Origin of the sequence: Aromatoleum anaerobium (genome assembly GCF_012910705.2) — a bacterium.
Taxonomy (GTDB): domain Bacteria; phylum Pseudomonadota; class Gammaproteobacteria; order Burkholderiales; family Rhodocyclaceae; genus Aromatoleum; species Aromatoleum anaerobium.
In genome coordinates, this window is record NZ_WTVG02000031.1 from 35,559 (window position 1) to 49,520 (window position 13,962).

Below are 13,962 nucleotides of genomic sequence, written 5' to 3' on the forward strand. Positions count from 1 at the left end.
CTCAATTTTCCTCCATCACGCACGCCAGCGGATGCTGGTGCTGCCGGGCAAAGGCGACGACCTGTTCGACCTTGGTCGCGGCGACGTCCTTCGGAAAAACGCCGCACACCCCCATGCCTTCTCTGTGGACTTGGAGCATGACCCGTGTCGCCCGTTCGCGGTCCATGCCAAAAAATTTCTGCAGCACGACTATGACGAAATCCATAGGCGTGAAATCGTCGTTGAGCAGTAGCACCTTGTAAAGTGGCGGCGGTTTGGTGCGAGTTTGCTCCGCCTCGAGTAAAAACTCGTCCTGCTTTTGAGTGGCCATGCGGTTCATTCTAATGAAGTCGAGGCAGAGTGCAACATGCCGCCGGGAGAGTAAAAACGGTGTGTGCGACGGTGAAAAAGCGATGCGAGCGCTGTTGCGATGCAAGAACGGCTCCCGGGAGCTCCGGCCAGCTTCATTTCACGGGGGCGGGGTTGTGCGGCGCGAGGAGGGCGGGAATTGATGCGATGCAAAAAACCGTTCCCCTACGAAACTCTTGACGCTGTTCGCGCAAATGCGTAAAAGCAGGATCGTGCGAAATGCAAAGCTAAACGCGGTGGTTCTGCACGTTTTGACTGCTTGCGCAGTCCGATTTGGCTTTACCGGCTCCGTTTTGCCACGCATTCATGCACTAAAGGGGTGGTTTCCTGCATCGTTTTAAGCAATTTTGAAGGATTACGGCAACATGGCAACTGGTACCGTCAAGTGGTTCAATGACTCGAAGGGCTTCGGCTTCATTACTCCGGACGATGGCAGCGAGGATCTCTTCGCGCATTTTTCCGCGATCAACATGAACGGGTTCAAGACGTTGAAGGAAGGGGAGAAGGTTTCCTTCGAAGTTACCCAGGGTCCGAAGGGCAAACAGGCCTCTAACATCCAGAAGGCCTGATAGTCCTGGCAATCCGGCACGCTGAATCACTGTCGCGGGACGGGTTCCAGAAAGCAAGAGGCCGCCGGAGCGATCCGGCGGCCTCTTGCTGCTTGCGGGAGCGAAACGCCCTGCGCGGGCATCGCCCGCCGGGCATATCACTTCAGCTTGATTTCCTTGTACAGCACGTGCTTGCGTACGACCGGATCGTACTTGCTGAACTCGAGCTTGTTCGGGGTGGTGCGCTTGTTCTTGGATGTCGTATAGAAGTGACCGGTACCTGCGGTCGACTCCAGCTTGATTTTTTCGCGGGCGCCTTTGGCCATGTGAGTCTCCGTACGTTTGCTTCAGTTGCGTGGCGAGACGTCAGACCTTCTCGCCGCGGGCGCGAAGTTCGGAGACGACTACGTCGATGCCCTTCTTGTCGATCGTGCGCAAGGCGGCATTGGAAACGCGCAGGCGGATCCAGCGGTTTTCGGATTCGCTCCAGAACCTGCGGTTTTGCAGGTTCGGCAGGAAGCGGCGCTTGGTTTTGTTATTAGCGTGGGAAACGTTGTTTCCCACCATCGGTGCTTTACCGGTCACTTGACAGACGCGAGCCATACGATGCTCCAGGGAGTTCGGATTTCGGAAAACCTCGGATGGTATCGCAGAAGCCCGTGCGGGCGCAAGAAATCAAAATAGAGTGCATGCCGGACGGGCCGTTAGAATAGGCCCCTGTGCGAGCGTGCCGTCCAAATGGTGGGGTGATGAAAGTATTGGGAATCGAGACTTCGTGCGACGAAACGGGCGTGGCGATCTTCGACACTGCGGCCGGTTTGCTCGGACATTGCGTTCACACGCAGATCGCGCTGCATGCCGCATACGGGGGCGTGGTCCCGGAACTGGCGTCGCGCGATCACATCCGCCGCCTGCCGCTGCTGGTGAGGCAGACGCTGGATGCGGCCGGCTGCGAGCTGTCGCAACTCGACGCGATCGCCTACACAGCGGGACCTGGGCTTGCCGGTGCGCTGCTCGTCGGCGCGAGCTTCGCCGAGTCGCTGGGACTGGCGCTGGCCGTACCGGTTTTGCCCATTCACCATCTCGAGGGGCACCTGCTGTCCCCGTTGCTCGCTGCCGATCCGCCGGCGTTTCCGTTTGTCGCGCTGCTCGTGTCCGGTGGCCATACCCAGTTGATGGAGGTGACGGGGGTGGGAGAATATGCCCTGCTCGGAGAGTCGGTGGACGATGCGGCCGGAGAGGCGTTCGACAAGACGGCCAAGCTCCTCGGACTCGGCTACCCGGGCGGGCCGCAACTGGCCGCGTTGGCCGAGCGTGGGCAAACGGGCCGTTTTCGCCTGCCGCGTCCGATGCTGCGTTCGGGCGATCTCGATTTCAGCTTCAGCGGACTCAAGACCGCGGTCCTCAACGTCGTGTCGGCACCGACCTGGCGGGCCGACGATGTGGCCGATCTGGCGGCGGATTTCCAGGCGGCAGTGGTCGAGGTGCTGTGCGCGAAGGCGCTGCGTGCGCTCGACCAGACCGGGTTGTCTCGCCTCGTTGTGGCGGGCGGGGTGAGGCCAATCGCCACCTGCGCGAGCGACTCGATGCCTCGACGCGGCGCAAGGGCTGGCGGGTGTATTGCCCGGAACCCGAACTGTGCACCGATAACGGCGCGATGATCGCGTTCGCCGGCGCGCTGCGCGCCGCTGCCGGGCAGGGCGGGGGCGAAACTCCGGCAGTGCGGGTGTTTCCTCGCTGGCCTCTGGCCGAGCTGCATTCACCCGTCCGGGCGTGAGCGCGCGGCGGCCGGCGATTGCGCCAGCGCAGGATGTGCACTGCTGCGCCTCGGGTCAGCTCTTGCTTGCGCCGATCTTGCTTTCGGAGCCGTTCATCAATTTTCGTATGTTCGGAGCGTGGCGCCAGACCAGAATGCCGGCGATCAGCGCGAGCACGGCGACCGTCGGAGTGGCGCCCAGCAGGACGGCGCCGGAAATGGGCGTGATCACCGCAGCGGACAGTGCCGCCGCCGAAGAGTAGCGGGTGAGGATCGCCACCGCGAGCCACACGAGGAGCGCGCTGAGCGCGACCCAGGCATTGATTCCGGTCAGTACGCCCAGCGCGGTCGCAACGCCCTTGCCGCCGCGGAAGCGCAGGAACACGCTGAACACATGGCCCAGAAACGCAGCCAACCCGGCCAGCGCTGCTTCGACCGGGGAAAAACCCAGCTTCGCCGCGCCCCACACCGCGAGCCACCCCTTGGCGCAGTCGCCGACCAGGGTCAACAGCGCCGCGGCCTTGTTGCCGCTGCGCAGGACATTGGTCGCCCCGGGGTTGCCCGAACCGTAGCGGCGGGGATCCGCAAGTCCGAACAGGCGGCTCGATACGATGGCGAACGGTGTCGAGCCGAGTACGTACGCTGCGAGCAATAACAGGAGGAAATTCATTTTTTCACCTAGAATTGCCGGAATTCTAATCGGGAAACAGCATGGATTTCATCTTCATCGAGGAGTTGCGGGTGCAGGCCTGGGTTGGCATCTATCCCCGTGAAAAGGCGGCGCCCCAGCCGGTTGAGCTGAATCTGACTTTCGGCGTACCGGATTCCGCTGCAGAAAATGACGACATTGCGGGGACCATCAACTACGCGGATGTGATCGAACGAATCCGGAAGGAATTGGCCGAACGCCATTTCAATCTGATCGAGACGCTCGGAGAATTCGTCGTGAAGCTGCTATTCGACGAATTCGGCGCACCGTGGGTCAAGATCCGCATCGCAAAAATCGGCGTCAAGAAAGGTGTGCGTCGCGTCGGCGTGTATATCCAGCGTGGACGCGAAGGGATCCCGCTCCCGGCTACCGCAATCTGAACAATGGTCGTGACGCGCTCGTTCAAGAGGCGCCACGACGGGTTATTTTTCGGCAGCGATCTCGAGTTCCACGAGGGGCTTGTCCTGGGCAAGCCAGTCCACCACCCAGTGCGGCTTCCTGCCGCGCCCGCTCCAGCTGATCGCAGGATTTTCCGGGTGACGGTACTTTGCCGGAATGGGGCTGGTTTTCTTGGCCGCGGGTTTCGCTTTCCGCTTGCCGGGGCTGCGCTTGTCTTCGCTCGCCGGGGCGCTTCCGATAAGGTCACTGAGCGACAGACCTTCGTCCGCTGCCATCTTCTGCATTTTCTTGATCAGTTCGCGGCGCGTGTTATCGCTGCGCCGGCGGATTTCCGTTTCTACCTTTGATTGCAAGCGCCGCAATTCGGTCAGCGACAAAGTGGCCAGGTCCATGGTTTCTCCAGATATCGGGGGTCGTTAGTTATGACGGCAATGGATCAGGGATGAAACGCAAAAATGCATACCCACGGTCATTACCGATTATTTTGCCAGTAAATCCGGAGAATTAAAACGTTGCGGATGAATGCGGCCTAGATTCCGGCGCTGACGAGCCGGGGTTGCAATACTCGCAGAATTTCCTGTGGAGATATCCCGAGCAGGAATCCTCGCCGACCGCCGTTGATATAGATGAGCGGAAGATCGACGATCGAGTTTTCCATGAATACCGGCAGGCGTTTTCGCATGCCGAAAGGAGAAGTGCCGCCGACGAGATAACCCGAATGGCGATTTGCGACTTCCGGATCGCATGGCTCGATGCGTTTCCGGCCGGCTTGCCGGGCGAGTTCCTTCGTGGATACTTTTCGGTCGCCGTGCATCAATACGACCAACGGCGTGCCGCTTTCATCTTCCATAACGAGCGTCTTGACGATCGCGTGTTCGTCGACGTCCAGTTCCCGGGCGGAGACTTTTGTTCCGCCATGAGGTTCGTAGTCGTAGAGATGGGTCGTATAGGTCACGTGATGCTGCTTGAGGAAACGGGTGGCCGGCGTTTCCGGCGCGTGATGTTCGGTCCTGCTCACCGGTTTGCCTCGAACGCGAGAAGCCAATGCTTTGCGTCAATCAGGTAGCCTCCGGATGCGCCGGCAAATCCGCCGATGCCTGTCGCAGACACGACGCGATGGCAGGGAATCACGAGGGGAAAGGGGTTTGCCCGGCAAGCCTGGCCGACCGCTCGCGCGGCGCTGCCGAGGGCATTCGAGAGATGTGCGTACCGGCGCGTCTCGCCGCGCGGGATCGCCGCGATCGCGTCCCATACTCGCCGCTGGAACACTGTGCCGCGCGCTGCCAGGGGCAGGTCGAAAGGACGATCGGGGTCTTCCAGCCACGCGTAAATCTGGGTCGCGGCACGCTCGGCGACCGTGCAGGCAGGCGGAGTCGCCGGGGTGTCCGGTGCCAGGAAGACGAGTTCGTGGATGACGCCTCCCGCAACCCGGATGCCGAACGCGCCGAACGGCACGGCGAGTGTTGCAGCGAAAGCCTCAACGGACGAAGCTGTTTTGCAGGAGTTCATGTTCAGCGATGCAGCGTGGAGGAATATTCAGGGTCCGCAGACCGGCAGCGGCGAAGGCCGACAGTCAATGCCGGCTCGCTCCGTTTGTCTTTTCAGCGGCGGACTTCCCCGTTGCCGAAGACGATCCATTTCTGGCTCGTCAGCCCATCGAGCCCCACTGGGCCGCGGGCGTGGATCTTGTCCGTCGAGATGCCGATTTCTGCCCCGAGGCCATATTCGAAGCCGTCGGCGAAGCGCGTCGAAGCATTGATCATTACCGAGGACGAGTCCACCTCGCGCAGGAAGCGCATCGCGCTGGTGTAGTTTTCGGTGACGATCGCTTCGGTATGGCCCGAGCTGTAGGTGTTGATGTGGGCGATCGCATCATCGAGTCCGGCGACCACTTTCACCGCGATGACGGGGGCGAGGTATTCCTCGGACCAGTCCTGCTCGCTCGCCGCCCGCAGCTTGTCCGCGGCAACGCCGGCCTCGCGCAGGATCGCCAGCGATTGCTCGCAACCGCGCATCTCGACGCCTTTTTTCGCGAGCATCCGGCCGATTTCCGGCAGCATGCGCGGCGCGACCTCGCGGGCGACGAGCAATGATTCCGCGGTGTTGCAGGTGCCGTAGCGCTGCGTCTTGGCGTTTTCGACGATCGGCACGACTTTCGCCACATCGGCATCGTTGTCGATATAGACGTGGCAGTTGCCGTCGAGGTGCTTGATGACCGGCACCCTCGCTTCCTTCGAGATGCGTTCGATCAGGCCTTTGCCGCCGCGCGGAACGATGACGTCGACGAACTCGGGCATCGTGATGAGGTGGCCCACCGCGGCGCGGTCGGTAGTCTCGACGACCTGTACCGAAGTTTCCGGCAACCCGGCAGCGGCGAGTCCTGCCCTGACGCACTGCGCGATCGCCTGGTTGCAGTGCAGCGCCTCCCTGCCGCCGCGCAGGATCGCGGCGTTGCCGGACTTGAGGCACAGCGCCGCGGCATCGGCGGTCACGTTGGGACGCGCTTCGTAGATGATGCCGATGACCCCGAGCGGCACGCGCATCTTGCCCACCTGGATGCCGGACGGGCGACGCTTGACATCGGTGATCTCGCCGATCGGGTCAGGCAGTCCTGCGACCTGTTCGAGCCCTTCGGCCATCGCCTCGACGCCCTTGGCAGTCAGGGTGAGGCGATCGATCAGCGCCGGTTCGAGTCCCGCGGCGCGCGCCTCGTCGAGGTCGCGTGCATTCGCCGCGAGCAGTTCCCCGGCCTGTTCCCGAATGGCCGCAGCCATTGCGACGAGCGCGGCGTTCTTGTCTGCCGTGGAAGCGGCCGCAAGCACGCGCGAGGCGGCGCGTGCCTGGCGACCCAGAGTCTGCATGTAGTCGTGGATGTCCATCGGATTCTCGATGTTGCCGTGCAAAAGAGGATTAAAGCATCGATCGGTTCGCCCCCGCCAGTCTGCACGCCCGCGGCGAGGCGACCGGACCAATCAGCGTCGTGCGAGCCGCAGTGCCAGCTGCAGGAATTCGTCCCACACATCGCCGGGAGCGAGCCCCTTGATGATGCGGTCGATCTTCGCCGCGTGCAGCAACGCCGCGCGAAGCGTGCCGATTCGAACCCGCGCCAGCGCATTGCTTAGCGCGTGCTTGCGCCGTTCGTCGAAGATTCGTTCGGCCTTGAACAGCGCTGCCAGCGGCTGGCCGGCGGTTTTTCCGGCGCACAGCGTGGCCAGCATCCTGATTTCGTTCGCGAGTGCCCACAGCACCAGCGGCGGTGCCGCGCCTTCGCCCTGCAGGCCTTCCAGGAGGCGCGTGCACCGGACCGGGTCGCCTTCGACGAGCGCGTCGCGCAGCTTGGCAATGTCGTAGCGGGCGACGTTCAGCACTGCGTCCTGAACGTCCTCGAGGCTGAGGTTTCCTCCTGCATGGAGCAGGCCGAGCTTGAGGATTTCCTGGTGCGCGGCGAGCAGATTGCCTTCGACGTGGTCGGCGATGAAAGCGAGCGCTTCCGGGCTTGCCGTCTGCTTTTGCCGTGCCAGCCGTGCCGCGATCCATTCTCCAAGGCGCTCGCGTTCCGGGGCGTTGAGCTCCACCGTCACGCCGGCTTGCGTCAAGGCAGTGAACCATGCGGTCTTGCGCGTCGCCCAGTCGATCTCGGGCAGCGTCACCAGCGTCACGATACCGCTGGCGAGGTCGCGCACATAACGCTGAAGGGCGTCGCCGCCGTCGCGTCCCGGCTTCCCGCCGGGAATGCGCAGGTCGATCAGCTTCGAGCCACCGAACAACGACAGGTTTCCAGCTGCCGCCCTCAGGCTTTCCCACCGGAAACCCTGCCCGACGACCAGCGTTTCACGCTCGTCGAAGCCCTGGCGGCGCGCCGCCGCGCGCACGAGGTCGGCGGCTTCGAGCACCAGCAGCGGCTCGTTGCCGTGCAGCAGGTAGAGCGGGGCGAGCGGCTTTGCAAGATGTGCGGAAAGCTGCTCGGGGCGCAGATTCACGGCTTCGCGGCCGCCAGGCGGCGCATCAGCTGATCGACGAGGTCGTTCTGCATGTCGCGGAACAGCAGGGCTTCTTCCTGTTCCTTGGCGAGGACCTGCGCGTCGTCGAAGTTGTATTCGCGTCGCGCCGAAATCGTCGTCGGCGCGACCCATTCGTTGCCGTTGCGGCCGACGAGCCGGAAACTCATGACGCGCTGGAGCTGGTACTCGCGCACCTTGCCGCCTCCGGTGAGCGTGAGGATTTCACGCTCGGCCTGATCGCGGAGGATTTCGAGCCTGACGTCGGCTTTCGCCGGGTCGTCGGTGACCGTGGTGTTGCCGTTCGCGACGATGCGCCGATGCAGCGCTGCGCCGAGGTCGGACTGCCTGCTGACGCCGAGGTAAATGCTGGAAAACGCGAGCGGCTGCGGGCCGCGCAACTTGAATCCGCAGCCGCCGAGCAGCGTAGCGGCCGCCAGCGTGCCGAACCCCAGGATCAGGCGGCGGCGGGTAAGGGAGGGCTTCATCGACATCGCTCAGACGACGATGTTGACGAGGCGGCCGGGCACGACGACGACTTTGCGCGGCGGCTTGCCTTCCATGAATTTCTGCGCCGCCTCCGAACCGAGAGCGAGCGCTTCGATGGCGGAATGGCTTGCCCCCGCGGCGACGCGCAGGCTGCCGCGCAACTTGCCATTGACCTGCAGCACGAGGTCGATCTCGTCCTGCCTGAGCGCGTCTTCGGAAGGCTCGGGCCAGGGGGCGTGCAGCACGTCGCCGGCGAAGCCGCAGTCCTGCCACAGCGCGTGCGCCAAGTGCGGCGTGATCGGGGCGAGCAGGCGCAGCAGGATGTCGAGTCCTTCCTCTGCGACCTGTGCGTGGGGGACCTCGACATCACGCGGCGCTTTTTCGAGGGCGTTGAGGATCTTCATCGCGGCCGACACGACGGTGTTGAACTGGTGCTTGCCGAAATCGTAGTTGGCCTGCCTGAGGCAGGCGTGGATCTCGCGACGCACTGCGGCGAGCGCTTCCGGCAGCCGGGCAGCGTCGAGCTGGCGCTCCGCCGGCAATCGGGGACGGAACTCGCTGACGAAAGCGTGCCCGAAGCTCCACACGCGGCGCAGGAAGCGGTACGCGCCTTCGACGCCGGAGTCCGACCATTCGAGCTGCTGGTCCGGCGGCGCGGCGAAGATGATGAACAGGCGCGCCGTGTCGGCGCCGTACTGATCGACGAGGGCCTGCGGGTCGACGCCGTTGTTCTTCGACTTCGCCATCTTCTCGATGCCGCCGATGACGACCGGCGCGCCGTCGGCGGTGAGTTTTGCGGCGACGATGCGGCCTTTCTCGTCACGTTCGACTTCGACGTCGGCCGGATTGATCCACTGCTTCTTGCCGCCGTCGGCGTCGCGGTAATAGGTTTCGGCGACGACCATGCCCTGGGTCAGCAGGTTCGTGAAAGGTTCGGACACATTCACGAGTCCTTCGTCGCGCATCGCCCGCGTGAAGAAGCGCGAATACAACAGGTGCAGGATCGCGTGCTCGATGCCGCCGATGTACTGGTCGACCGGCGCCCAGTAATTGACCCGCTCGTCGACCATCGCCTGCCCGTTGTCCGCCGAAGCGTAGCGCAGGAAGTACCAGGACGATTCGACGAACGTGTCCATCGTGTCGGTTTCGCGTTTCGCCGGCTTGCCGCACTTCGGACAGTCGCATTCGTAGAACTCGGGCATTTTCGCGAGCGGCGAACCGCGGCCCGTCACGGCGACGTCCTCAGGCAGCACCACCGGCAGTTGCTCGTCCGGCACCGGCACGTCGCCGCAAACGGCGCAGTGAATCATCGGGATCGGGCAGCCCCAGTAGCGCTGGCGCGAGATGCCCCAGTCGCGCAGGCGGTACTGCGTGCGTTTTGCGCCGAGGCCTTTCGCGGCGAGGTCGGCGGCGATCGTATCGACAGCATCCTGGAAATGCAGGCCGTCGTATTTGCCGGAATTGACCAGCCGGCCCTGCTCGGCATACGCGTCCTGCCACGGCGCGACCGTGTCCGTGTACGCGTCGCGCGTCGACCTCACGACCATCCGGATCGGCAGCCGGTACTTCGTCGCGAACGCGAAATCGCGCTCGTCGTGCGCCGGCACCGCCATCACCGCGCCTTCGCCATAGCCCATCAGCACGTAGTTCGCGATCCACACCGGCAGATGCTCGCCGGTGAGCGGGTGCACGACGCGCAGGCCGGTCGGCATGCCCTTCTTTTCCATCGTCGCCAGATCGGCTTCGGCGACGCCGCCGTGCCGGCATTCGTCGATGAAGGCTGCGAGTTCCGGGTCGTTCGACGCGGCCTGGAGCGCCAGCGGGTGTTCGGCGGCGACGGCAACGTAGGTCGCGCCCAGCAGCGTGTCAGCGCGGGTCGTGAACACCTTCAGCACGCCGGAAGAGCCGATCGTCGACACCTCATACGGGAAATGCACCTCCACGCCTTCGGAGCGGCCGATCCAGTTCTTCTGCATCAGCTTGACCTGCTCCGGCCAGCCCGGCAGGGCGTCGAGCGCTTCGAGAAGCTCATCGGCGTAGGCGGTGATCTTCATGTAGTACATCGGAATTTCGCGCTTCTCGATGAGCGCGCCGCTGCGCCAGCCGCGACCGTCGATGACCTGCTCGTTCGCGAGCACCGTCTCGTCGACCGGGTCCCAGTTCACCGTGCCGAGCTTCTTGTAGATCAGCCCCTTGTGGTACAGGCGGGTGAACAGCCACTGCTCCCAGCGGTAGTAATCCGGCTTGCAGGTGGCGAGCTCGCGCGACCAGTCGATGGCGAAACCGAGACGCTTCAACTGCGTCTTCATGTAGTCGATGTTGGCGTAGGTCCACTTCGCCGGGGGCACGTTGTTCTGGATCGCGGCATTTTCGGCCGGCATGCCGAACGCGTCCCAGCCCATCGGCTGCAGCACGTTGAAGCCGCGCATGCGATGGTAGCGCGCGAGCACGTCGCCGATCGTGTAGTTGCGCACGTGACCCATGTGCAGCTTCCCCGACGGGTACGGGAACATGCTCAGACAGTAATACTTGGGCTTGCCGGCGTCCTCGGCGACTTTGAATGCCTGGGTGCTTTCCCAGTGTTGCTGGGCGGCGGCTTCGACTGCGGCGGGAGTGTATTTGTCCTGCATCGGGGGCTGGCGTAGGTGCGTGGAAAACGCGCAAGTATATCGCGAAGCCAGCACTGCCCGGGTTGCCTGCCGGATTGCGGGAAATCCGGCAGGAAAAGCTTTCGGAACGCGGATGCCTCGAGCCTTTCCGTGAGGCACCCCGGGGCGGGACGCGTCGCGGTGCTGCCGCCGGGACAGGGATCGGAGCGCTTATGCAGCCTTGCGCGCGAGGGCCGAATAACGTTGCCAACTGGCCGAGACAGCCGACACGACGTCTTCCATCGCGGTCAGCGGCAGACGCCAGAGGCGATTCTGGCTGCGGACGAACGGGGTGACGCACGGCGCGCAGAAGTGCTCCTTTTCTTCTTCGAGCAGGCGGAGGAAGGCATTCATCGCCTCGCCCCAGTACTCGGCATTGCCGACCCACCCAGTCGCCGCGGTGGCCTCGCGCACCGCTTCATGCCACAGGGTGGTGGCCCGTTCGATCGGGATGCCGGCTTTGCGCGCATGCCAAGGCAAGAGCTTGGGTGTCTTCATGATTCGTTCTCCTGTGAGCTTGTCGGCCTTGTCGGCTGGTGCGCCGGGGCAGACCTCGTAAGTCCACCGTTCGAGGCGCTGTTAATGCGGTGCAACATATAAAAATTTCGCGAATTCTGCGCCGCTCAAGTGGGTGATTCCTTGATAAAACGCAAACGGATGCTGCGTTGCACAATTTCAAGTTAGAGGATACTTCTGGGCAAATCAACGTCGTTGTTGTGCCGATGCAACAGTGCCGCTTTTTTACGTTGTCGCGATCCCGATCGCGAGCAATGCCGGAGTTTCCCCCGCGTCCCGGTTAAAATTGACTGTGCCCCAAGAGAAAATCGAATGTCCGACCTGCTCGTCAACCTCAATCCCGAACAACTCCAGGCCGTTACCTTGCCGCCGCAACACGCGCTGATCCTCGCGGGCGCCGGTTCCGGCAAGACCCGCGTCCTGACGACGCGCATCGCGTGGCTCGTGCAGACCGGGCAGGTCGATCCGCAAGGTGTCCTGGCTGTCACTTTTACGAACAAGGCGGCAAAGGAACTGCTCGCACGCCTGTCGGCGATGCTGCCGCTGAGCTTCAACCGGTCGGCGCGCGGCATGTGGATCGGTACGTTCCACGGACTGTGCAACCGGCTGTTGCGCGCGCATCACCGCGACGCCGGCCTGCCACAGCTGTTCCAGATCCTCGATTCGGGCGACCAGCTCGCCGCGATCAAGCGGCTCCTGAAGGCGCTGAACGTCGACGACGAGAAATTCCCGCCGCGCGAACTGCAGCATTTCATCAATGGCCAGAAGGAAGCCGGGCTGCGTCCGCACGCCGTCGAAGCCTGGGACGATTACACCCGCCACCGGGTCGAGCTCTACATCGAGTACGAGTCGCAGTGCCAGCGCGAGTCTGTCGTGGATTTTGCCGAGCTGCTGCTGCGCACTTACGAACTGCTGGAGCGCAATGAACCGATCCGCAAGCATTACCAGCAGCGTTTCCGCCACATTCTGGTGGACGAATTCCAGGACACGAACAAGCTCCAGTACCGCTGGCTGAAGCTGCTTGCCGACGCCGGTCGCGACGGGGCGGCGAAGCTGTTCTGCGTCGGCGACGACGACCAGTCGATCTATCGTTTCCGGGGTGCCGACGTCGGCAACATGCGCGATTTCGAGCGCGAGTTTCACGTCGGCAACGTCATTCGCCTCGAGCAGAATTACCGTTCGCACGGCAACATCCTCGACGCCGCGAACGCGATCATCCGCCACAACGCCGGGCGTCTCGGCAAGAATCTGTGGACCGAACGCGGCGCCGGCGAGCCGATCCGCGTGTTCGAGGCCTGCGGTGACCTCGACGAGGCGCGCTGGATCGTCGACGAAATCCAGTCGCTGGTGCGCGACGGCATGAGCCGTTCCGGCATCGCGCTGCTGTATCGCTCGAACGCGCAGTCGCGCGTCCTGGAACACCAGCTCTTTTCCAGCGGCATCTCCTACCGCGTCTACGGTGGCCTGCGTTTCTTCGAGCGGCAGGAAATCAAGCATGCGCTCGCCTACCTGCGCCTGATCGCGAACCCGGACGACGACACCGCGTTCAGCCGCGTCGTCAATTTTCCGACGCGCGGCATCGGCGCCCGGTCGATCGAGGCGTTGCAGGACGCAGCGCGCACCTGGAACAGCAGCCTGTACGCGGCGGTGCCGCATCTGGCGGGGAAGCCGGGCACGGTGCTGGCCCAGTTCGTGCGCCTGGTCGAAGACCTGCGGCGCGACACCGCGAAGCTGCCGCTACCGGAACTCGTCGACCACGTGCTCGATGCTTCGGGCTTGCGCAATCATTTCCGCAACGAGAAGGAAGGCCAGGAGCGGCTCGAAAACCTCGACGAACTGATCAATGCGGCGGCTAACTTTGTGGCCGAAGCAGGCGTGCAGGCCGATGCGCAGGACATGGCGCACGCGCTGCTCGCCGACTTTCTCGCGCACGCGTCGCTCGAGGCCGGCGAGCATCAGGCCGAGGCCGGCAGCGACGCGGTGCAGTTGATGACGGTGCATTCGTCAAAAGGGCTGGAGTTCGACGCGGTTTTCCTTTCGGGCCTCGAGGAAGGGCTGTTTCCGCACGAGAACAGCATCCTCGAGACGGAAGGGCTGGAGGAGGAGCGCCGGCTGATGTACGTCGCGGTGACGCGCGCCCGTCAGCGGCTTTACCTGTCGTTCGCGCAGAGCCGCATGCTGCACGGGCAGACGCGCTACAACCTGCGTTCGCGCTTTCTCGAGGAAATTCCGGAGGGACTCACAAAGTGGCTGTCACCGCTGAATCCGCGCACGAGCGCGGTGCGCAGCGGGTTCGGCGGCTACTATCAGCCGTCGCGCGGCGGCGTGGTGGCGAAGGCGCCGGAACAACCGGTTTCGCGCAGCCGCGATCTGGGCGGCTTGCGGGTCGGTCAGCTGGTCACCCATGCCAAGTTCGGCCAGGGCGTGATCGTCGCCGCCGAGGGCAGCGGCGCGGACGCCCGGGTCCAGATCAACTTCGGCGCCGCCGGCGTCAAGTGGCTGATGCTCGCGGTGGCGAAGCTCGATCCCGCCTGACTTCGGCTGCGCGCGA

The 13,962-nt window shown here is 63.7% G+C and carries 15 protein-coding genes and 1 pseudogene; 4 read left to right on the top strand and 12 right to left on the bottom strand.

Going from position 1 to position 13,962, the window contains the following annotated elements; translation table 11 throughout:
- Position 1: 1 nt before the first annotated feature.
- The gene (gene clpS / locus GO606_RS01155) at positions 2-310 is read right to left on the bottom strand and encodes an ATP-dependent Clp protease adapter ClpS (protein WP_053422617.1); all 309 of its coding nucleotides are present in this window, start codon (positions 308-310) and stop codon (positions 2-4) included.
- A 403-nt stretch (positions 311-713) separates the two neighbouring features.
- Here clpS and GO606_RS01160 point away from each other — a divergent pair, with 403 nt between their 5' ends.
- A complete protein-coding gene (locus tag GO606_RS01160) occupies positions 714-917 on the top strand; it encodes a cold-shock protein (RefSeq protein WP_011238349.1) in 204 nt (67 codons plus the stop codon).
- A 137-nt stretch (positions 918-1,054) separates the two neighbouring features.
- Here the strand turns inward: GO606_RS01160 and rpmG are convergent, their stop codons facing one another.
- Entirely contained in the window at positions 1,055-1,222 is a 168-nt protein-coding gene (gene rpmG, locus GO606_RS01165) for a 50S ribosomal protein L33 (protein WP_053422469.1), read from the bottom strand.
- A gap of 40 nt (positions 1,223-1,262) precedes the next feature.
- Positions 1,263-1,499: a 50S ribosomal protein L28 gene (gene rpmB / locus GO606_RS01170; RefSeq protein ID WP_011238351.1), complete on the bottom strand. Its 237-nt coding sequence runs from the start codon at positions 1,497-1,499 to the stop codon at positions 1,263-1,265.
- Positions 1,500-1,645: 146 nt separating this feature from the next.
- Here rpmB and tsaD point away from each other — a divergent pair.
- Positions 1,646-2,673, top strand: a pseudogene (gene tsaD / locus GO606_RS01175) (tRNA (adenosine(37)-N6)-threonylcarbamoyltransferase complex transferase subunit TsaD).
- A 55-nt stretch (positions 2,674-2,728) separates the two neighbouring features.
- Here the strand turns inward: tsaD and plsY are convergent.
- The gene (gene plsY / locus GO606_RS01180) at positions 2,729-3,322 is read right to left on the bottom strand and encodes a glycerol-3-phosphate 1-O-acyltransferase PlsY (protein ID WP_169119089.1); all 594 of its coding nucleotides are present in this window, start codon (positions 3,320-3,322) and stop codon (positions 2,729-2,731) included.
- A 41-nt stretch (positions 3,323-3,363) separates the two neighbouring features.
- On the opposite strand from plsY, the gene GO606_RS01185 reads away from it, so the two are divergent.
- Positions 3,364-3,741: a dihydroneopterin aldolase gene (locus GO606_RS01185; protein ID WP_011238291.1), complete on the top strand. Its 378-nt coding sequence runs from the start codon at positions 3,364-3,366 to the stop codon at positions 3,739-3,741.
- 42 nt (positions 3,742-3,783) lie between these two features.
- Here GO606_RS01185 and GO606_RS01190 read toward each other — a convergent pair whose 3' ends face one another.
- The 8 genes from GO606_RS01190 to GO606_RS01225 all read right to left on the bottom strand — a co-directional run bounded on the left by GO606_RS01190 (position 3,784) and on the right by GO606_RS01225 (position 11,393).
- Entirely contained in the window at positions 3,784-4,152 is a 369-nt protein-coding gene (locus GO606_RS01190; protein ID WP_169119090.1) for an H-NS histone family protein, read from the bottom strand.
- Between the two features lie 137 nt (positions 4,153-4,289).
- The gene (gene ybaK / locus GO606_RS01195; RefSeq protein WP_169119091.1) at positions 4,290-4,778 is read right to left on the bottom strand and encodes a Cys-tRNA(Pro) deacylase; all 489 of its coding nucleotides are present in this window, start codon (positions 4,776-4,778) and stop codon (positions 4,290-4,292) included.
- Positions 4,775-5,269: a methylated-DNA--[protein]-cysteine S-methyltransferase gene (locus GO606_RS01200; protein WP_169119092.1), complete on the bottom strand. Its 495-nt coding sequence runs from the start codon at positions 5,267-5,269 to the stop codon at positions 4,775-4,777. The genes ybaK and GO606_RS01200 overlap by 4 nt, the downstream gene beginning before the upstream one ends.
- 92 nt (positions 5,270-5,361) lie before the next feature.
- Entirely contained in the window at positions 5,362-6,639 is a 1,278-nt protein-coding gene (locus GO606_RS01205; RefSeq protein WP_169119093.1) for a glutamate-5-semialdehyde dehydrogenase, read from the bottom strand.
- Between the two features lie 93 nt (positions 6,640-6,732).
- The gene (holA, locus tag GO606_RS01210) at positions 6,733-7,740 is read right to left on the bottom strand and encodes a DNA polymerase III subunit delta (protein WP_169119094.1); all 1,008 of its coding nucleotides are present in this window, start codon (positions 7,738-7,740) and stop codon (positions 6,733-6,735) included.
- A complete protein-coding gene (locus tag GO606_RS01215) occupies positions 7,737-8,246 on the bottom strand; it encodes an LPS-assembly lipoprotein LptE (RefSeq protein ID WP_169119095.1) in 510 nt (169 codons plus the stop codon). Before GO606_RS01215 ends, holA begins: the two co-directional genes overlap by 4 nt.
- A 9-nt stretch (positions 8,247-8,255) precedes the next feature.
- A complete protein-coding gene (gene leuS / locus GO606_RS01220; RefSeq protein WP_169119096.1) occupies positions 8,256-10,877 on the bottom strand; it encodes a leucine--tRNA ligase in 2,622 nt (873 codons plus the stop codon).
- Between the two features lie 189 nt (positions 10,878-11,066).
- Entirely contained in the window at positions 11,067-11,393 is a 327-nt protein-coding gene (locus GO606_RS01225; RefSeq protein ID WP_169119097.1) for a hypothetical protein, read from the bottom strand.
- A gap of 330 nt (positions 11,394-11,723) precedes the next feature.
- Between GO606_RS01225 and GO606_RS01230 the strand changes: the two genes are divergently transcribed.
- Positions 11,724-13,946, top strand: a complete 2,223-nt coding sequence (locus GO606_RS01230; protein ID WP_169119098.1) for a UvrD-helicase domain-containing protein — start codon at positions 11,724-11,726, stop codon at positions 13,944-13,946.
- Positions 13,947-13,962: the final 16 nt, after the last annotated feature.

Bases quoted from the DNA above. Each gene is read 5' to 3' on its own strand.
- GO606_RS01185 (WP_011238291.1), top strand. From the start codon at position 3,364: ATGGATTTCATCTTCATCGAGGAGTTGCGGGTGCAGGCCTGGGTTGGC.
- GO606_RS01215 (WP_169119095.1), bottom strand. From the start codon at position 8,246: ATGAAGCCCTCCCTTACCCGCCGCCGCCTGATCCTGGGGTTCGGCACG.
- leuS (WP_169119096.1), bottom strand. From the start codon at position 10,877: ATGCAGGACAAATACACTCCCGCCGCAGTCGAAGCCGCCGCCCAGCAA.
- rpmB (WP_011238351.1), bottom strand. From the start codon at position 1,499: ATGGCTCGCGTCTGTCAAGTGACCGGTAAAGCACCGATGGTGGGAAAC.
- GO606_RS01225 (WP_169119097.1), bottom strand. From the start codon at position 11,393: ATGAAGACACCCAAGCTCTTGCCTTGGCATGCGCGCAAAGCCGGCATC.
- GO606_RS01230 (WP_169119098.1), top strand. From the start codon at position 11,724: ATGTCCGACCTGCTCGTCAACCTCAATCCCGAACAACTCCAGGCCGTT.
- rpmG (WP_053422469.1), bottom strand. From the start codon at position 1,222: ATGGCCAAAGGCGCCCGCGAAAAAATCAAGCTGGAGTCGACCGCAGGT.
- GO606_RS01190 (WP_169119090.1), bottom strand. From the start codon at position 4,152: ATGGACCTGGCCACTTTGTCGCTGACCGAATTGCGGCGCTTGCAATCA.
- GO606_RS01200 (WP_169119092.1), bottom strand. From the start codon at position 5,269: ATGAACTCCTGCAAAACAGCTTCGTCCGTTGAGGCTTTCGCTGCAACA.
- GO606_RS01205 (WP_169119093.1), bottom strand. From the start codon at position 6,639: ATGGACATCCACGACTACATGCAGACTCTGGGTCGCCAGGCACGCGCC.
- plsY (WP_169119089.1), bottom strand. From the start codon at position 3,322: ATGAATTTCCTCCTGTTATTGCTCGCAGCGTACGTACTCGGCTCGACA.
- GO606_RS01160 (WP_011238349.1), top strand. From the start codon at position 714: ATGGCAACTGGTACCGTCAAGTGGTTCAATGACTCGAAGGGCTTCGGC.
- clpS (WP_053422617.1), bottom strand. From the start codon at position 310: ATGGCCACTCAAAAGCAGGACGAGTTTTTACTCGAGGCGGAGCAAACT.